Source organism: Lentzea sp. NPDC092896, assembly GCF_044754905.1.
Lineage (GTDB): Bacteria > Actinomycetota > Actinomycetes > Mycobacteriales > Pseudonocardiaceae > Lentzea.
Map to the genome: position 1 here is coordinate 1 of NZ_JBIVPX010000007.1, position 18,620 is coordinate 18,620.

The 18,620-nt window shown below is 69.1% G+C and carries 13 protein-coding genes; 3 read left to right on the top strand and 10 right to left on the bottom strand.

Annotated features, from left to right (window positions below):
• Positions 1-104: 104 nt before the first annotated feature.
• From ACIQF0_RS30350 to gabT, 4 genes are all read right to left on the bottom strand, one after another.
• Entirely contained in the window at positions 105-548 is a 444-nt protein-coding gene (locus tag ACIQF0_RS30350) for a CAP family protein (protein WP_401034941.1), read from the bottom strand.
• A gap of 492 nt (positions 549-1,040) precedes the next feature.
• Positions 1,041-2,003 (bottom strand): LacI family DNA-binding transcriptional regulator, encoded by a 963-nt coding sequence (locus tag ACIQF0_RS30355; RefSeq protein WP_401034944.1) that lies wholly within the window; start codon positions 2,001-2,003, stop codon positions 1,041-1,043.
• Between the two features lie 46 nt (positions 2,004-2,049).
• Positions 2,050-3,462 carry an aldehyde dehydrogenase family protein gene (locus tag ACIQF0_RS30360; RefSeq protein ID WP_401034946.1) on the bottom strand — a complete coding sequence of 471 codons (1,413 nt, stop codon included), beginning with the start codon at positions 3,460-3,462 and terminating at the stop codon, positions 2,050-2,052.
• Complete coding sequence (gene gabT / locus ACIQF0_RS30365; RefSeq protein WP_401034949.1) at positions 3,357-4,640, bottom strand: 4-aminobutyrate--2-oxoglutarate transaminase; 1,284 nt, start codon at positions 4,638-4,640, stop codon at positions 3,357-3,359. Before gabT ends, ACIQF0_RS30360 begins: the two co-directional genes overlap by 106 nt.
• A gap of 82 nt (positions 4,641-4,722) precedes the next feature.
• Between gabT and ACIQF0_RS30370 the strand changes: the two genes are divergently transcribed.
• Positions 4,723-5,985 (top strand): PucR family transcriptional regulator, encoded by a 1,263-nt coding sequence (locus ACIQF0_RS30370; protein ID WP_401034952.1) that lies wholly within the window; start codon positions 4,723-4,725, stop codon positions 5,983-5,985.
• Here the strand turns inward: ACIQF0_RS30370 and ACIQF0_RS30375 are convergent.
• Both ACIQF0_RS30375 and ACIQF0_RS30380 read right to left on the bottom strand, forming a co-directional pair.
• On the bottom strand, positions 5,959-6,762 hold the full coding sequence (locus ACIQF0_RS30375) for an intradiol ring-cleavage dioxygenase (protein ID WP_401034955.1): 804 nt from the start codon (positions 6,760-6,762) through the stop codon (positions 5,959-5,961). The two genes, ACIQF0_RS30370 and ACIQF0_RS30375, sit on opposite strands and share 27 nt — an antisense overlap.
• Before the next feature lie 48 nt (positions 6,763-6,810).
• Positions 6,811-7,971 carry an FAD-dependent monooxygenase gene (locus tag ACIQF0_RS30380; RefSeq protein WP_401034957.1) on the bottom strand — a complete coding sequence of 387 codons (1,161 nt, stop codon included), beginning with the start codon at positions 7,969-7,971 and terminating at the stop codon, positions 6,811-6,813.
• Between the two features lie 109 nt (positions 7,972-8,080).
• On the opposite strand from ACIQF0_RS30380, the gene ACIQF0_RS30385 reads away from it, so the two are divergent.
• A complete protein-coding gene (locus ACIQF0_RS30385) occupies positions 8,081-8,542 on the top strand; it encodes a MarR family winged helix-turn-helix transcriptional regulator (protein WP_401034959.1) in 462 nt (153 codons plus the stop codon).
• On the opposite strand, the gene ACIQF0_RS30390 is transcribed toward ACIQF0_RS30385, so the two are convergent.
• Genes ACIQF0_RS30390 through ACIQF0_RS30400 form a run of 3 tightly spaced genes read right to left on the bottom strand, consistent with a single transcriptional unit; the run spans position 8,529 to position 13,709 of the window.
• Positions 8,529-10,907, bottom strand: coding sequence for a TIM-barrel domain-containing protein (locus ACIQF0_RS30390; protein WP_401034961.1), 2,379 nt, complete (start codon positions 10,905-10,907; stop codon positions 8,529-8,531). The two genes, ACIQF0_RS30385 and ACIQF0_RS30390, sit on opposite strands and share 14 nt — an antisense overlap.
• Positions 10,904-12,280 (bottom strand): glycoside hydrolase family 28 protein, encoded by a 1,377-nt coding sequence (locus ACIQF0_RS30395; RefSeq protein ID WP_401034964.1) that lies wholly within the window; start codon positions 12,278-12,280, stop codon positions 10,904-10,906. Before ACIQF0_RS30395 ends, ACIQF0_RS30390 begins: the two co-directional genes overlap by 4 nt.
• 4 nt (positions 12,281-12,284) lie before the next feature.
• Positions 12,285-13,709: a glycosyl hydrolase family 28 protein gene (locus tag ACIQF0_RS30400; protein WP_401034966.1), complete on the bottom strand. Its 1,425-nt coding sequence runs from the start codon at positions 13,707-13,709 to the stop codon at positions 12,285-12,287.
• Positions 13,710-13,847: 138 nt separating this feature from the next.
• Between ACIQF0_RS30400 and ACIQF0_RS30405 the strand changes: the two genes are divergently transcribed.
• A complete protein-coding gene (locus tag ACIQF0_RS30405; RefSeq protein ID WP_401034969.1) occupies positions 13,848-14,810 on the top strand; it encodes a helix-turn-helix domain-containing protein in 963 nt (320 codons plus the stop codon).
• Here the strand turns inward: ACIQF0_RS30405 and ACIQF0_RS30410 are convergent.
• Positions 14,804-18,511: a S8 family peptidase gene (locus tag ACIQF0_RS30410; RefSeq protein ID WP_401034971.1), complete on the bottom strand. Its 3,708-nt coding sequence runs from the start codon at positions 18,509-18,511 to the stop codon at positions 14,804-14,806. The two genes, ACIQF0_RS30405 and ACIQF0_RS30410, sit on opposite strands and share 7 nt — an antisense overlap.
• Positions 18,512-18,620: the final 109 nt, after the last annotated feature.

Consider the following 18,620-nt stretch of genomic DNA (forward strand, 5'->3'; position numbering starts at 1 on the left):
GTTTGACACCCATCCCCAGGTGCAGCAAGAGCTGTGGTGCGACTCGTGACGGGACCCACCGCCCAGCCCGTTTGGAAGGACGGCTCGCCTTCGGCATCGTTTGATCAGGCGGCGGCGGTGTTGTTGGCGGTGGTGGGTGGGAGGACGTTCGTTGTGAAGTGGTTGAGGGTGTTGCCTCGTTCTGCGAAGTTCACCACCACGTAGGTGCCGTTGCGGCCCTGGGTCAGGCCCACGCCTACGCGGGTTGTCGCCTTCCAGACCATCGCGGTGAAGTGGAGGACGCCGTAGTCGATGTTCGACTGCGTCATCTCTTTGCTGTAGTCGTAGCGGCGCGATTCGGCGTACCAGTCTTCCAGGGCTTTCACGATCACTGAATCGATTTCTTTGCGGCCGCCGGTCTCGTAGAGGTTCTCGCCGTAGATGTTGTCCGGGCGGTGTTCGAAACTGTTTGTCGCGTGGAGGTGGTCTGCCCATTCTTGCGCTGTTCTTGACACTTCGGAATCGAGGGAGAGAGGGGGCACGCCGTGCTTTGCGCGGTAGGAGTTCATGAGTTCCACCGCCTTGGAAACAGGGGTGGAGGCCACCGCTGGGGTGGTCGGTAGGAGTAGGGCTGCTGTTGCGGTGATTACGGTGAGCATCCATCGCATGACAGGTTTTGTCCCCCGAATGGGGTATGGAAGGCAATAGTTGTTGGGAAAACTGTTGTCTTGATAGGCGGTGTGTAGTCATGCTGTAGCCTTGGTGTGTGACGCGGGTCACGGGTGGGCTAGGTGTCGGGGGACACCCCTACGACCCCCTTGGGTTACCGCCGACTACCCCGGTTGCGATGCAAATTCACTCCACAGGACGCGGCTGAGGCTCTACGGTTTGTGATGTCGAACACCAACGTTAGGAGCTGGACATGGATGGCTACGAAATTCTCGCCGACGAGGATGGCCACGTTCGCGGGTACGACTAGAGCTCACTCCACTGGCCGCGTGAGGGAGTCACCCCGAAGCGACTCCCTCACGGCCTGAGTGGGGTGGTGGGCTGTTGTTCGTTTATGACGAGGAATGTGCTCTCGCGGTGCTTGCGCGGACTACCAGCGTCGTCGGGAGTTCCCGGTGCTCGGCCTGTCCGCCGTCCAGCAGGGTGGCCAGTAGGTCCACGGCTACCTCGCCTGCGGCCTCGGTCGGCATGTGGACTGTCGTCAGCGCGGGCGAGCACATGGTCGCGTACAGGATGTCGTCGAAGCCGGTCACGCTGATCTGCTCCGGCACCCTGACGTCGTGCTCCGCGAGGTAGGCGAGTGCGCCTAGTGCGATCAGGTCGTTGTAGGCGATGAACGCCGTCGCGCCGGTTTTGAGCGCTTGTTCGGCGGCTGTGTAGCCGCCGTCGAAGTTCGGGTCGAACGAGCCGAGCAGTTGGGCGCGGCCGTCGAGGCCCTGCATCCTGCGGTTGTTCGACCAGGCTGCGGCTGGGCCGCCCAGGTAGACGTAGTGCTTGTGGCCCAGTGATTCCAGGTGTGTCACCACCTGTTCCATGCCGTTGGCGCTGTCCATCAGGACCGACGAGACGCCCGGCACTATGCGGTTGATCAGCACCAGTGGTGTCACCGCGGCCAGGTCGATGATCGTTTCGTCGGACAGCAGAGACGCGCACAGGACGACGCCGTCCACCTGGGATGCCATCGTTCGCACGAGTTCGGCCTCGGTCTCGGGGTCCTCTCTGCTGTCGCAGAAGAACACCGAGGTGCCCGCCTCGCCCGCCTTCGTCTGCACGCCCCGCAGGACGGACGGGAAGAACGGGTTGAGGAGGTCGGGCACCACCACGGCGAGGTTGCCGGTGCGGCCCGTGATCAGGCTTCTCGCCGCCCGGTTCGGCTGGTAGCCGAGCCCGGCGACGACGTCCAGGACCCGTTGCCGGGTCGCGTCCTTGACCAGGCCCGGTGCGCTCAGCGCACGGGAGACGGTCGAGACGGAGACCTGAGCCTGGCGAGCGACATCCCTGATCGTGACGGCCACGCGCAAATCATCGCAGTCAAGGTCAAGAGCGACCGGTCGTCGCCGGTCACAGCTCCAGGCCGGTCAGGACGAGGACGCGCTGTTCGGTGAGGTCGTCCATGGCCGCGCGCAGGCCCTCGCGCCCGATGCCGGACTCCTTCACACCGCCGTACGGCATCTGGTCCGCGCGGTAGCTCGGCACGTCGCCGACGATCACGCCGCCGACCTGGAGCCGTTGCGCGGCACGGAAAGCCAGTCGCACGTCGGTGGTGAACAGGCCCGCCTGCAGGCCGTACCGGGAACTGTTGACGCGGTCGAAGGCCTCCTCGACGCTGTCCACCCGCGTCAGCGTCACGACCGGGCCGAACACCTCCTCGGCGTTGACCTTCGAGTCCTCCGGCACGTCCGTCAGCACGGTCGGCGCGTAGGTGCGGCCGTCGCGGGTGCCGCCGGTCAGGACCGTGGCGCCGGCCTCCTGGACCCACGACTCCACGCGGTCGGCGGCGGCGTCGTTGATCAACGGGCCTACGTCGCCGGCCACGTCGAGCTTGTTCACGTGCTGCACCACGGCTTCCGAGACTGCGTCGTACACGTCGGTGTGCACGTAGACGCGTTGCACCGAGATGCACGACTGGCCCGCCTGGTACATCGCGAACGTGGCGATGCGCTGCGCCGCGAACTCGACGTCCTGCCAGTCCGGCGCGACGATCGCGGCCGCGTTGCCGCCGAGTTCCAGCGTCACGTGCTTGCGCGGCACGCGTTCCTTGATGCCCCAGCCGACCGGGCCCGAACCGGTGAACGAGACGACCGGCAGGCGCGGGTCCTCGACGAGTCGGGCGGTGTCCTCATTGGACAGGTGCAGGATCGCGAAGGCGCCGTCGGGCAGGTCGGTCTCGGCCAGCAACTCGCCGAGCAGGAACGCGACCTTCGGGGTGGCGGGTGCCGGCTTCAGCACGATCGGCGCGCCCACGGCGATCGCGGGAGCGACCTTGTGCGCCACCAGGTTCAGCGGGAAGTTGAACGGCGCGATGCCCAGCACCGGGCCGCGCGGCACCCGGCGGACCAGCGCGAGGCGGCCTTCGGCGGACGGGTCGGTGTCGAGGCGCTGCAGCTCACCGGAGAACCGGCGGGCCTCCTCCGAAGCCCAGCGGAACGTGGAGATCGCGCGGGTCACCTCGACGCGTGCCCACTTCAGCGGCTTGCCGGAGTCGTCGTTGATGGCCTGCGCGAACTCCTCGGCGCGTTCGGCGAGGCGCCGGGACACGTGGTCCAGCGCGGACGCACGGCGGTGCGCGGGCAGTGCGGCCAGTTCGGGGGCGACGGCGGCGGCCTTGGCGACCGCGGTCTCGACGTCGGCGGGAGTGTGAAATTCGATCATGCGAGCAGGGCTCCTTCGAGCACGTCGAGTCCTTCGGCGAGCAGGTCGTCCGGGATGACCAGCGGGGGCAGCAGGCGGATCACGTTGCCGTAAGTGCCGCACGTCAGCACGACGACACCCTGTTCGTGGCACGCCTTCGCGACGCGAGCGGCGACGTCGGGCGTGCGTTCGGTGAACTCGATGGCGAGCATCGCGCCACGGCCGCGGATGTCCGCGATGACGTCGGTCTTCTCCGCGATCGCGCGGAGCCTGGTCAGCACGGTCTCCTCGATGCGGCGGGCGGCCGCGTTCAGGTCGCGCTCGCGCATCGTGCGGATGGCGCCCAGGGCCGCCGCGCACGCCACCGGGTTGCCGCCGTAGGTGCCGCCGAGGCCGCCGACGTGCACGGCGTCCATGATCTCGGCGCGTCCCGTGACGGCGGCGAGCGGCAGGCCGCCCGCGATGCCCTTGGCCGTGGTGATCAGGTCCGGCACCACGCCCTCGTGGTCGAGCGCGAACCACGAACCGGTGCGGCAGAAACCGGTCTGGATCTCGTCGGCGACGAACAGCACGCCGCGCTCGCGGCACCACTCGGCGATCGCGGGCAGGAAGCCTTCCGCGGGGGCGATGAAGCCGCCCTCGCCCTGGATCGGTTCGATCACGAGTGCGGCGGTGTTGTCCGCGCCGACCTGCTTCTCGATGGCGGAGATGGCCCTCTGAGCCGCTTCGGGACCCGTCAGGCCGTCGTGCAGCGGGTAGGACGCCGGCACGCGGTAGACCTCGGGCGCGAACGGGCCGAACCGGTGCTTGTACGGCATGTTCTTGGCGGTCAACGCCATCGTGAGGTTCGTGCGGCCGTGGTAGCCGTGGTCGAACACCACGACGGCCTGCCTGCCGGTGACGTGCCGGGCGATCTTGACCGCGTTCTCGACGGCCTCGGCGCCGGAGTTGAACAGCACCGACCGCTTCTCGTGGTCGCCGGGCGTGAGCTCGTTCAGCGCCTCGCAGACGTCGAGGTAGCTCTCGTACGGCGTGATCATGAAGCAGGTGTGGCTGAACCGGTCGATCTGCGCGTGCACCGCCTCGGCGACGGCGGGCGCCGGGTTGCCGGCGTTCGTGACGGCGATGCCGGAGCCGAGGTCGATGAGCTGGTTGCCGTCGACGTCGATCAGCAGGCCGTCGTCGGCGGAGTCGATGTAGGCGGGCAGCGTCGAGCCCACCCCGGCGGCGACGGCGCCCTTGCGCCGCGCCTGGAGTTCCAGCGATTTGGGGCCTGGGATCGCGGTGCGCAGTCGGGTCATGTTCCCCAGCATGGCCCTGGTCAGCGCCCTGCGCAGTGGCTGAAATGGCGATCTGTGGGCGTTGAGATGTACAAAGTGGCACATGCCCATCACGCTGCGGGAACTGGCGGGGAAGCTGGCGTTGCCGGTGCTGGCCGGGAACGTGTCGAGGCCGGTCGGGTGGGTGCACGGCACGGAACTGGAGGATCCGACGCCGTTCCTGGAGGGCGGCGAGCTGTTGCTGACGACGGGCCTGCACGCGTTGCGGGACGGCTACGTCGAACGGCTCGTGCGCGCGGGGGTCGTCGGGCTCGGCTTCGGCACCGGGCTGAGCCACGACGTCGTGCCGTCCTCGCTGGTGGAAGCCGCGGCGAAGGCGGACCTGGGCTTGGTCGAGGTGCCCCGCGAGGTGCCGTTCATCGCTATCAGCAAGGCGGTGTCGAAGGCGCTCGCCGCCGACGAGTACGCGGCGCTGACCAGGACCAGCGAGGCACAGCGGGCGTTGACGCGTGCGGCCGTGCGGGGTGGTGTCGGGGGAGTGGTGCGCAGGCTCGGCCAGTGGATCGACGGCTGGGCCGTGCTCCTCGACGCGGCCGGCGAGCCCGTGCACGCCCACAACCCGCGTCTCGTCCCGGACCTGACCGCCGAGCTCGCCCGGCTGAAGACCGCGGGCGGCCTGGCCAGCGCCGCGTTCGAGCTCGACGGCGTGCACGTGTTCCTCCAGGTCCTCGGCAGCCGCGCCCGAGGCGTTCTGGCGGTCGGCACCGCCAGACCGGATCCGGGCATCGTCAACACGGCGGCGTCGTTGCTCGTCCTCGCGCTCGCCCAGCACGACTCCGTCGACGCGGCCCGGAGGGAGCTGCGCGCCGGCGAGTTCCGGATGCTGCTGGCCGGGCTGCCGATCGACGGACTGCCCGAACGGTTCCGGGTGTTCCTCGCCGACGAACCTCCGGACGACACCGTGTTCTGGGCCGAAGTGGACGGTGACGTCGTCGTGCTCACCGACGAGTTCGACGGCGTCGCATCGTCCGAAGTGGACGTCACCGAGGTCGCGCGTGGGTATCGCGAGGCCCAGCAGGCACGTCGAGCGGGGGTGCGGACGTTCGAGGACCTCGCCGGGCACCTGAAGGTCCCGGACGGGTTCGCGGACGCGTTGCTCAGGCCGCTCGACGCCGAGACCCGCGAGACGTTGCGGGTCTGGCTGACCCACCACGGCGCCTGGGACCCGGCGGCGGCGGAGCTGGGCGTGCACCGGCACACGTTGCGCAACCGGGTGCGCAGGGCCGAGCAGGCTCTCGGCCGCTCGCTCGACTCTCCCGGCCTGCGCGCGGAGCTGTGGCTAGCCCTCCACCGCGAAGGTCAGTGAGGCCGTGTAGCCGGACCCGGCGTCGCCCGACATGGTCGCCATCTGGTGGTCGACACCGTCGCGGAACACCATGTCCTGCTTCAGGGACGTCCGCGCCATGTTCTGCACGCTCTGCGTGTAGCCGGTCGTGCCGTAGACCTCCTTGCACGTCGTCTCAGGCAACGCGAGCTGTGAGGTCGTGATCTTGTTGCCGGCCTTGGTCGCCTCGGCGAGGCTCGGGTAGACCTCGAAGTGGATGTGCGGCCAGCGCCCCGAGTACGCGCCGGGGAAGACGCTGACGAACTTCAGCTTGCCGGACGCGTCGGCCTCCTGGACGCCACGCAGGAAGTTCTCGTTCTTCACGCGGTCCGAGTACATCGAGTAGTCGCCGTTGATGTCGCAGTGCCACAGGTAGACCGCGGCGCCCGCGAACGGCTTGCCGTCGTCGTTCTGAACGGTCAGGTCGATCGTGAGCTGCACGCCCTCGGCCGTGCGGGTCGAGGAACCGAAGCTGGACCGGATGTCCGACCGCACGATTCCGCTCTGCGTCAACGCGTTGGGGCCGTTGGAGCCGTCGCCGGGGTACGGGCCGGCGGTCTCCTCGGGGATCGGTTCCAGCGGCGAACCGTCCGCCGTCGTGGACGAGCCCGCCGTCGTGGTGGTCGAGGTAGCGGTGGTGGTCGACGGGGCGCAGGCCACGAGCGTGAGGCCTGCGCCGCCGAGCAGCGTCAACGCCCGCCGGCGCCCGATGAGCGTGGCGAGGTCGAACTGGAGGCCGCGGTCGTGGTTGTCCGTCATGCGACCCAGATTGCGGCCGTTTCCTGTGAGCCGCCTGTGGAAGAGCTGTCACGGAGATAGCAGCGGGAACTCCGGCAGGGTCAGCGCGGAGTGCTCCGGCCGGGCGGGTGCGGCGGGGATCGTCGCGCGGGTGCGCAGGGCGGCGTTGCGCGCGGCCAGTGCCTCGGGCGTGCCGGGGAACAGCTCCGCGTTGCCCACGTCGACCAGGTCCTGGTTCGCCTCGACGAACGGCCTGATCGTGCGCTCGTACGCGTCGAAGTTGCTCATGTTGCCCGCCAGCACGTACGCGCCGACGAGCGCGAGGCTCGACCCCTGGCCCGTGAGGAACGACGGGGCGTACGCGGCGTCACCTACGAGAGCGACGCGGCCGGACGACCAGCGCGGCATGCGGATCTGGCTGACCGTGTCGAAGAACAGGTCGTCGGCCTCGCGCATCGCCTTGACCATGCCCGGTACCTCCCAGCCGTCCTCGGCGAACACCGATGCCACGAGGTCGCGCTGGGCCTGCGGGTCGCGGAACGCGCCGAAGGGGGCTTCAGGGCGCGCGAAGCTCAGGAAGCCGTGCACGCTCTCGTTCGACCCCACCGCGTACAGGGTCGCGGCGCGGCCGGGTTCGTTCCACATCACGGCCTCCTGCCGGAGACCCAGGTGGTTGGGCAGCGTGAAGCCCGCGAAGCAGTAGCCGAGGTAGCGGTGGAACTGCTCCTCCGGGCCGAACGTCAGCGCCCGCACCGTCGAGTGGAGCCCATCAGCGCCGATGACGTGGTCGTAGGTGCGCTGCAAGCCGCTGCGGAACGTCACGTCGACGCCGCCCGAGTGCTCGTTCATCGTGACGATGGTGTTGTCGAACAGGAACTCCACGTCGTCGCGCACGGTTTCGTAGAGGATCTCGGCGAGGTCGCCGCGCCGGACCTCCAGATCGGTGCCGTCGCCACCGATGAGCGACTCCGGGTGGAGCGACGCGACGTGGCCGCCGTCGGCGTCGAGGAACGTGATCTGCCGAGTGTCCACGTGGGCCTCGCGCAGGCGGGGGAGCAGGCCCATCCGGTCGACCACTCCCAACGCGGTGCCGCGGATGTCGATCGGGTAGCCGCCGCCGCGCAGGGCGTGGGACTTCTCCACGACGGTGACGTCGAAGCCGTTCCGCCGCAGCCAGAACGCGAGCGCGGGACCGGCGATGCTGGCGCCGGAGATCAGGACTGAGCTCATGGTTCCTCCAGTTACCTAACTTAGGTATCATTTTTCAGGTCGCAATGATCGCTACGGTTGCGAGCGACTGAGGCAAGCATATACCTAAGTTAGGTAAGTAAGGTGTGAGATGAGCGAGGGCCTGGACCTTGCGGCACTGCTGCCGCGCCTGATGCAACTGGGCACCGTGCTCAACCGCAGCCAGCTGGTCGAGCGGGGGATGGAGCACGTCGGCCTCCCGCTGGACCGCCCCGGCCTGACCGTGCTCATCACCCTGCGCATGGCTGGCCAGCCACTGCGGGTGGGGGAGATCGCCGCACGGATGCAGGTCGTTGGCCCGCACGTCACGAGGCACCTGCACGACCTGGAGCGCGCCGACCTGGTGCGCCGCGTCGTCGACCCGGACGACCAGCGTGCGCGGCTCGTCGAGCTGACGGACGCCGGCGCGGCGGCGGCCGGGCGGTACCTGGAGGCCGTCATCGGCTGGTTCACCGGCGCGATCGCCGACTGGTCCGAGGAGGACCAGCGGACGCTCGGGCGGCTGCTCAGCCGGTTCGCGGACGACCTCCAGGCGCACCTCAGCCGAGAGTGAGCAGCACGGTGCTGGAGCCGTGTCGGGGCTGAAGCTTCAGCACCGTGCCACCGAACGTGCCGGGCGTCGAGGAGGCAGCCGCCCAGCCCGCCGCTGTGCCGCGCAGTTCCTCGACGGTCGAGGAACTCACGGGTTTGCCGTCGATCACCACGCGTTTCACGTCCGCGGGCACCATCAGCTGCGACTCGCCCGGCGCGCCGCGCAGGGTCACGAGGACGTGCTTGCCGAACGAGTCGACCTGGAGGTTGCCGAACCGGCCGTTCGCCGTGGGCGACACGAGCCAGCCCGCGCGGTCGCGCCGGTCCAGGTCGTTGACGTCCCACGCCTTCGACCAGATGTCCGGCGTGCGGAAGTTGAACGGCATGGCCGCGGAAGCCCGCAGGTACAGCGGGAACTCGTCCAAAGTGGACTCCCGCGTGATCGTCCTGCCGCCGCTCACCCGTGCTCCGGAGAACAGGTCGATCCACTCACCGCGGGGCAGCCAGACGTCGACCGGCGTCGGTGCGCCCGCCACCCCGTCGGTTTCGGCGCGGTCGGCGGTCACCGGAGCCGCGAGCAGGTCCGGCCCGACCATGAACTGCTGGTCGGCCTTCCACGCGGCCTCCTCGCCGGGGTAGCGGAACGCCATCGGCTGCGTGATCGGCGTGCCGTCCCGGGAAGCGCGAACGGCCTGCGCGTACAGGTACGGGAACAGCTCGTAGTGCAGGACGGCCGCCCGCCTGAAACGCTCGAACGTCGCCGCGTCGTACAGCCACGGCGTCGAGTTGCGGCCGGAGCTGCCGACCTGGAACACCGGCGTCACCGCGGACTGCTGCGCCCATCGCACGAACAACGACTCCGACGGGCCGCCGCCGAGGTTGCGGTAGCCGCCGATGTCCGAGCCGTGCACGGGGTGGCCGGAGATCCACGAGTTGAGGCCGCGCCGGGTCGTGAGCCGCAGGCCGTCGAAGCTCATGTCCGCGTCGGCCTGCCAGAACCCGTGCAGCAGCGTGGGCATCCCGTCGCCACCGGCGCGGAACAACGTCGTGTAGTTGTCGCCGTGCACCTTCCGCAGCATCTTCACCACGGATTCCGCGTACAACAACGGATACTCGTTGTGGATCAACGTGCCGGGCCCGCCGGCGAACGTCGTCTCCTCGAAGTTGTGCTCCTCGCCGCGGTCGCCCTTCACGAAGTTCACGCCCATGCGGAACACGGCTTCCAACCGAGCCTCGTAGTGAGCGCGCGCGACGGGGTTCGTGAGGTCGATGTCCCACACGTTCGTGCGATCCGACTGGGCGAAGGAACCCTTGGGATAGTCGTGCGGGCACGTCTTTCCGTCCGAGGCCTTGCTCAGGAACGGCGCCACCCACACGCCCATGTTCACGCCACGCGACCGCATCCAGTCGATCGTGCCCTGCGCGTCCGGGTACATGGTCCTGTCGAACTTCAGCGCGCCGATGCACGCGTAGGTCGGCCGGGCGCCCTCCGGACCCTGCTCCCACGGGTTGTCGACCCACAGCGTGTCCAGCGGGACGCCGCGCGCCTGGAACTGCGTGACGTCCTCCACCACCTCGTCGGAATGGTTGTACTTGTCCCGCCACTTGGTCAGCGCGAACTGCCGGGCGGGCGGCAGCGTGGGCGTGCCGACGCGCTGGAAGTAGGCGCTGTTGACCTGCTGCGGTGAGCCTGAGTAGACCTCGTAGTCGAGCCGGGAGGTCTTGAAGCACAACTGGATCCGGTCCGGTACGCCGAACGTCACCGGGCACGGCGCCGGCTTGTCCGCGCAGTGGTCGTCGGCCAGGGCGCCGGGGAACGCCGTCCTGCCGATCGCTTTCGTGTCCGCGTAGACGCCGTAACCCGCGCTGGACATGAAGAACGTCGAAGGCGCGCCGTTCTTGTTGCACTTGCCGAACGTCGAGGCGCCGACGAACACGGCCTTGTTCAGCAGCACACGTCGTTGCAGGTCGACGAACATCGTGTGCGCGCCGCCGCCGAGGAAGTGCTCCTCCAGCGAGCCGGTCAGGTTCGCCGACACCTGTGCCACGCCGGTCGCGGGCTCCAGCGTCCAGCCGACTCGCAGTCCCCGCTCGGTTCGCGTGACCACGACATCCGCTGTCCGTGCGGCCTCCGTGGTCGCCACGACGTACCGCACGCCGCCCGGAACCCGTTTCTGGGCAACGACCTTCGTCAAAGAGTGCTGGGTGCCGTCGGCGAGCCGGTAGAACGTCTCGCGCTGGCCGGTCAGCGCGCGCCGGCCGTCCTGGAAGTCCAGTGCGAACGGGCTGTTCACGGCCTTCCACGTCAGTCCGGTGCCGGCCACGGCGATCGGTGCGCCGGCCGAGAGCCCGGCGGCGAGCAGGAGAAGTGCGAGCAGGTGTCTCATGCCGGCACCACCCCGTTGATCGTGGTGTTGCGGAACACCAGGTCGTCCGTGTGCTCGATCAGGTTCGGCTCGGTGATCCCGGTGAAGGTCGAGTTGGTGATCCGGACGTTCCTGATGTGCTGCTGCGGGAAACCGCGGAAGGTCGCCGCGACCCGGCCGCCGTTGATCCGCATCCGGTCGATCGTGAGGTTGTCGATCCGCGGGAAGAAGCCTTTGGTGCCGCCGTTCTGGTAGTACATCGACACGAACAGGATCTCGCGCTCGACGTTCTGCCCGAAGACGTTGCGCAGGTGCACGCCGTCGATCACGCCGCCGCGGTCCTGGTTGGTCTTGACGTAGAGCGCGTGCTTGATCGGGTAACGGCCGGGGAAGTCCGGTGCGTTGATCTCGCAGTCGCGGCAGAAGACCTTGCGCACACCACCGGACATCTCGCTGCCGATCGTGATTCCACCCCAGCGGCCCGAGAACTTGCAGCGTTCGACCACGACGTGGGTGGACGGGATGCCGACCCGCCGTCCGTCGGCATCCCGCCCGCTCTTCACCACGACGCAGTCGTCGTTGGTGTTGAACTTCGAGTCGTGCACGTGCGCGTAGGACGACGAGTCGAGGTCGACGCCGTCACCCTGCGAGTTCGTGGAGTAGATCTCGATCCGGCGCACGGTGATGTTGCGGGAGAACACGAAGTGCAGCGACCACATGGCCGGGTTGCGGATCAGCACGTCCTCGACCAGCAGGTTCCGGCAGCGGAAGAACTGGATCATGTTCGGCCGCATGTTCCTCCCCGGCCCCATGATCCGCTGCTCGACCGGGACGCCGTCCTCGCCCCACTGCCGCAGCAACGGCGTCGAGCCCGCACCCCAGCTCGCCCACCTGCCGTTCACCGCGTCGCCGTCGAGGGTGCCGCGACCGGTGATGGCGATGTTCTTCTGCTCGAACGTGTAGATGAACGGCTGGTAGTTGTGGCACAGCGTGCCCTCCCAGCGGGTGAGCACGAGCGGCAGGTAGTCCTCGGGGTCGGTGGAGAACCTGACGGTGGCGCCCTCGCGGACGTGCAACTCCACATTGGACAGCAGCCGGATGCCGCCGGTGAGGAACGTGCCGGCGGGCACCACGACACGTCCGCCACCGGAGCGGTGGCACGCGGTGATCGCGCGCCGGAACGCCTCGGTGTTCTTGGTGAGGCCGTCCCCCTTCGCGCCGAACGCGGTGACGTCGTAGTCCTTTCTGCGGAAACGCGGCGGGCAGACGCGCGCCAGGATCATCGGCACCTCGCGCCAAGGATCTGCGGCCGCGGCGGCCACACCAGTGGGCAGCAGGAGACCGGCGGCGGTCAGGCCGGAGACACGTGCGAAATCACGACGTGACAGGGACACGGGATCAGACCTTCTTGCCGTTGATGGTCACGTTCGTGAACGTGGTGCCGTCCGCGTTCTTGACGCTGGGCTTCGCGGTGGTCACGTTCGTGAAGGTGCTGTTGGAGATCGCGACGTTCCTGATGTGCGACTCGCCCAGGCCGTCCAGGGTGACGGCGGTCTTATTGACCCCGTTGACGGTGAAGCCGTCGGCGGTGATGTTCTGCACCCTGGGGTTCACGATCGGGCCGTAGCCGGGGCCGGTGAGGCTGTAGTTCAGCGTCACCACGATCGCCTCGCGGTCGACGTCGGTGGCCTTGATCCGCCGGGCGTGGATGTTCTCGACCGTGCCGCCGCGCCGCTTGTTCGTCTTGATGTACAGGACGTGGAAGGGCTTGTACGACGAACCCTTCTTCACCGTGCAGTCCTGGAAGAAGACGTTGCGCACGCCGCCGGACATCTCACTGCCGACCGTCAGTGCGCCCCAGCGGCCCTCGAACGAGCAGTTCTCGATCACGATGTTCTCGCTGGCCACCCCGACCCGGCGGCCGTCGGTGTCGCGACCGGCCTTGATCGCGATGCCGTCGTCGCCGCAGTCGAACCGGCACCCGGTGATGTGGACGTACTGGGAGGCCTCTGGATCGCAGCCGTCGACCATGCCACCGCGGCTGTACACGAAGATGTCGCGGATCGTCACGTTGCTGCACAGCACGGGATGCACGTTCCACATCGCGGAGTTGCGCAGCTGAACGCCCTCGACGAGGACGTTGCGGCACTCGTAGAGCGTGATCATGTTCGGCTTCAGGTAGTGCCCCATGCCGAACTTCCGGTCGGTCACCGGCCGGTTGTCGACGGCCCACTTCTGCAGCTGTTCCCAGTCGGGCTGGCGCTTGCCGTCGTAGTCGAACCACGGACCGGACGGGCCCTGGCCGTCGATCAGGCCCGGTCCGGTGATCGCGATGTTCTCGGCCTTGCGGGCGTAGATGAACGACGAGAAGTTCATGCACTCGATGCCCTGCCACCGCGTGTAGACCAGCGGGAAGTCCTTGGGATCGGTGGAGAAGCGGAGGGTGGCGCCTTCCGAGACGTGCAGGTTCACGTTGCTCAGCAAGGTGATCGCGCCGGTCAGGAAGGTGCCCTTGGGCACGACGACCTGGCCGCCACCCGCCGCGGAACAGGCCTCGACGGCCTTCCTGAACGCCTCGGTGTTCTTCGTCTTGCCGTCACCCTTGGCGCCGTAGGCCGTGACGTCGAACCTCGCGCTGGGGAACGTGGGCGGCACGATCTTCGCGAGGATGGCCGGCACCTGGTCCCACGGCGACTCGGCCATCGGTATCGCGGTGTGCTCCTGTGCCGAAGCGACCGGCGCCGGCAGGAACGAGCCGGACAACATCGTGACACCCGCGGTGGCACCGGCGACTTTGAGGAAGTCGCGGCGATTGGTCTCCATCGGCCGTCCTTTCGCACGCATGCGTTGGCACAACTGCGAGCGGCGGCGATGAGAAGGTCTTGAAAACCTTTTCACCCGATGTCTACACCCGTTTCCGGCCCCGCGTCAACGGCTGCCCGAAGTCGGCATACTGCTTGCGTGCTCGGATTGCGTCCGACGGAACTCGCGGTCTACGAGGCGCTCGTGGACTCGTACCAGCTGGGGCTGGCGGAGCTGTGTCCCGCGGCGGGACTGGCCGAGCGGGTGGTGCGGGCCGCGCTGAGGTCGTTGACCGAGCTCGGTTTCGTCCACCAGGTCGACGGGCTGCACACGGCCGTCGCCCCGGACGTCGCGCTGGCGGCGTACTTCCTGCGCCGCGAGGACGACCTGCGGCGCGAGCGGCTGCTGGCGGGCGCGCTGCAGGTCCGCTACGAACGGGCGGCGGGCATGCGCGCTCCCGCGGACCTCGTCGAGGTGGTGCACGGGGCCGAGGCGATCTCGCAGCGTGCGGACCAGGTGATGCGCACGGCCCGGCACGAGGTGCGGTTCGTGGACAAGCCGCCGTACGCCAAAGCGCCCACGTCGTTGCACCCGGTGGAGGAGGAGCTGCTGCGCCGCGGCGTCCGGTTCCGGGGCATCTACGAACGTCAGGCACTGGAGCTGCACGACCTGCGCGCCGACCTGGAGATGGGGCTCTCGCTGGGGGAGGAGGCGCGGGTCGTCGCGGTCGCGCCGACGAAGATGATCCTCGCGGACGCCCATCTCGGGCTCATTCCGCTGTACAGCACCGAGACGACGCTGGAGAGCGCGGTGATCGTGCACCGGTCGGCGTTGCTCGACTCGCTCGGGGCGTTGTTCGGCAAGCTCTGGGACGACGCGGTGCCGCTGTCGCTACCAGGTCAGCCGGCGAGCTCCGATGTCTCGATCGCGGACGCGCGGCTGCTGGCGTTGCTGGCCACCGGGTTGCCGGACCGCAGCATCGCCAAGCAGCTCGGGCTGAGCTACCGGACCTACCAGCGGCGCCTGCACCGGCTGATGGACGAGCTGGGCGCGCAGACCCGGTTCCAGGCGGGTCTGCGCGCGGCTTCTCGGGGTGCGGGTTCCCTCCTGCCGCCTCAGTGAGTGCGGAACGCCTTCTGCATGGTCTGCGTGACGGTGTTCCCGGCGCCGTCCCTGGCCTCGGTGCGCAGCCACACGTCACCGCCCGGCTTGTCGATCGTGACCTGCCAGCGGCCGCCGTCGGGCTGGACCCGCGCCGGCCGCCAGGTCACGCCGTCCGCGGACCACTGCACCTTCACCGCGGTCACGGGCGCGCTGCTGGACGCCGTGAGGTGGTGGACGAACGGCGTGTTCGCCGGTGCGGAGTTCGTCAGGTCGAGCGGCAGGTCGTAGTGCAGCTGGATCAGCGGCTGGAACTGGCAGCTCGTCGCCTGGGCGTGACAGGAGTAGCCGCGCGGTGGCGGGTTGAGCGACCGGCGTGACTGGAACGTCCACGTCGTCTCGGTGCGCGGGGCGAGGGTGAACAGGACGGGGTTGACCGCGCCCGCGACGGCTCCGGGTGCGTGGCTTTCGACCTTCTCCAGGCGGTAGGTGGCCTGGTCCGGTGACAGCGGGAAGGTCGGGTAGAACGCCAGCGGGTCCTGGTTCTGCCCGATCTCGCGGTCGCCCTGGAAGAGGCGGACCTTGGTCGTCGTGAAGAACTTGCTGTTCTGGTAAGGGTTCGTGTAATGACCGGGGGTGCCGTCCGTCCACTGCAGAGCGGGAACGAACGTGTCGCCGGTGCGGCAGTCCGAGCAGAGCTGGCGCCACGCGTCGCCCGCGGCGGGATAGCGGGCGGGGTGGTCGGACTGGAGATCGATCGCGGTGCTGTGCATCGGTCCGGCGAACCAGCGCTCGACGGCGGGCGCCTGGCCTTCGCGGAACACGTTCTCCTGGTACATCGCCATCGCCGCGCGAGCACCCTTGTCGTCCGTGCCGCTCAACGTGACCGAGCGCTTCCAGACGATCCGGTCGTCGCCGGGACCGATGTACTCGTTCCACGCGGCGGGCGGGGTGAACGTGGTGCCGCGCATGATCTGCGTCTGCCACAGCCCGGTCGGGAACGGGTACCACGTCTTCTGCACGGTGAGTCCGGGTTTGTCGGCGTGGTAGGAGGTCCTGCGCAGCACGAGCTTCGCCGGGTCGACCGTCTGCCGGTGGGCGGCGGGGATGCCGTTGGCGTCGAGGTAGCTGAGGTTGAACACGGACTCCGGACCGGGCTTGACGCTCAGCTTGATCGCCGGCTGCTTCCCGAGGAACTCGCCGTCGGCGTTGCTGACGCTGAGCGAGGGCAGCGCGGCGCTGGCGAGCCCGGTGAGCGGAAGCGCACCCGGCTGGTCCACATAGGACACCAGGGCCTTCCTGCCTTCCTGGGCGGCGGTTGCCGCGGCGGCGTTGGCGGCCCTGACCATGACGGCCGGGGTGTCCGGCTTGATCTTCACGACCTTGACGTCCGTTCGTTCGCCGGACCACTTCGCGGACAGCACGGCGACGTCGCCGTCGGCCTTCAGCGCGCGGCCACCGGAGGTCAGCGTGACCGTGGCGGTCTGCAGGGTCACGTTGTCCTGCAACGAGATCGCGCCCTTGCCCGCGGCGGGGGACGGGGTGGCGCGGATCTCCCACGGCGCGGTGCCGAGCGCGGCCGAGGTCTCGGTGATCAGCGGCAGGTTGCCGCCCTCGGCGGGCAGGACGCGGCGCATCGTGACGGTGCGGTCGCGTTGCTCGGCCGGGCCCGGCGGCACGACCTCGATCGGCACGGTCCGCTGCGCGTCGAGCGAGACGTCCTGAGCGCCGCCGACAGTCAGTTCCGGTGCGGCCAGCGCGGACCAGCGGCGCACTCCCGCCGTGTTCTCGGTCGCCCAGCTCACCGCGGAGTAGCGGCCGCTCGGCACGTTCGCGACGCCCTCGCCGTTCACCACGTCGAAGACGTAGCTGAGGGTGTCGTCGAACGGGTCGTTGACGTCGTCCTGGCCGTTGGAGTCGTCGATGAGCTGGCCGAAGGCGGGCGCGGGCGCCTTGCCCGCGGTGTCGCGGACGTGCACCGACACCGGGAACGTCCGCGGTGCCTCGTAGACGCTCACCGCCGTGCGGAGACTGGTGCCCGCGCCGGTGGCCGTGACGACGCCGCCGTACACGCCCGCCGGACCGGCGTCGGGGTCGAGGGTGAGGATCGCGGTGGCCTGAGCGCGGGCCGGGACGGTGAGACGTGAGGTGCTGAGCCCGAACGCGGTCGTGGACGTGCCGTCCCAGCCCTTCAAGGACGAGGCCAGATCGAGGGTGAGCGGGGAGTCGGAGTCGTTGGTGTAGACGAGTTCCCGGGTGAGCGTGTCGCCGGATCCCTTCTCCTGCCGCCCGAAGCTCACCGACGCCGGTCCCGTCACCTTGCTCGCCACCGCGCGCGCCACGTCCAGCCGGCCCGCGCCCTGCTCGTACCAGGGCATGGCGACGTCGGCCGCGCTGGTCACAAGTGCGTTCTTCAGTTGCCGCGCGGTCCAGCCGGGGTGTTGCTGGGCGAGCAACGCGGCCGCGCCCGAGACGTGCGGGGTGGCCATCGAGGTGCCGGACGACGCGGTGTGCAGGTCCGAGACCGGCGCGCCCATCGACGTGTCCGCGGCGCGCGCGGCGACCACGCCGACACCCGGCGCGGTGATCTCGGGCTTCACGAGCGCGTCGCCGATGCGCGGACCGGTGCTGCTGAACGGTGCGCGCTTGTTCTGCCGGTCGACCGCGCCGACCGTGAGCGCCGAAGCCGCGGCGCCGGGGGAGGTGACCGAACGCCCGGCAGGGCCGTTGTTGCCCGCCGCCACCACGAACAGCACACCGGTCTCGGCGGAGAGCTGGTCGACCAGCGCGCTGAGGTCGTCGGAGCCGTCCGTCACGTCGCCGCCGAGACTGAGGTTGACGATCTTCGCACCGGACCGGGCCGCCCACTCGATGCCCGCCATCACCTGCGAGGTGTCGCCTTCGCCCGCGCCGTTGAACACCTTCGCGATCATCAGCTTCGCCGCCGGGGCGACGCCGGAGTACTTCGCGCCGGTGCCCGCGATGATCGAGGCGACGTGCGTGCCGTGGCCGTGGTGGTCGGTCACGTCGGGCTCGTCGGAGAAGTTCGCCGTCTCGGTGATCTTCGCGGCGACGTCGGGGTGGTGCTGGTCGATGCCGGTGTCCACGACGGCGACCGTCACGCCGGCGCCGTTCAGTCCGGCCGCCCACGCCGCGGGGGCACCGATCTGCTTCGTGGTCTGGTCGAGCGTGACCCGGATCGGCCGGTCGTACTTCACCCGCACGCCGGACTTCACGCTCATGTCCAGGGAACGCCAGAACTCCTGCGCCCTGGCCTTCTCCACGTGCACGCCGGCCGCGTTCAGGGTGGTGATCCTGGTGTGCGCGCTCGCGCTGATGCCGCCGATCGTGAGCACCGGGACGGTGGTCGTGCGGTCGTCGGACTGGCCGGTGCGGACGAGCTCGGTGACGTTGAAGAGGGTGTCGTCGACGGTGCCGGACGTGACCGCGCCGATCGCGTCCGAGGGGTAGACGTGCAGACCTTTGGCCGTCGTCATCGTGTGGAAGACCGGTGGCTCGCCTTCCCGTGGTGCGGCGTGGATCTGGGCGTATTTCCGGCCGTCCGAACGTTCGGTGTAGTCGACGACGTCTCCGGTGATCAGCGTGATCCGGTGGGACGCCTCGGACGTCTGGGCAGGCGGGGGTGCCGGGGCGCCCCCGTGTGCCGGTGGTGCGACGAGCGTGGCCGCGGCGATGGCCAGTGCCAGTACGTGTCGGAACACGGCGCCTCCTCGTGATCAGTTCACAGCAGGATGAGGGGCCGGAATTCCTTGCGGAACACTGGAAAGCGGCGGTTGGTCGCCGTTGGCGACTTCGCGCCACGCGGCGGAG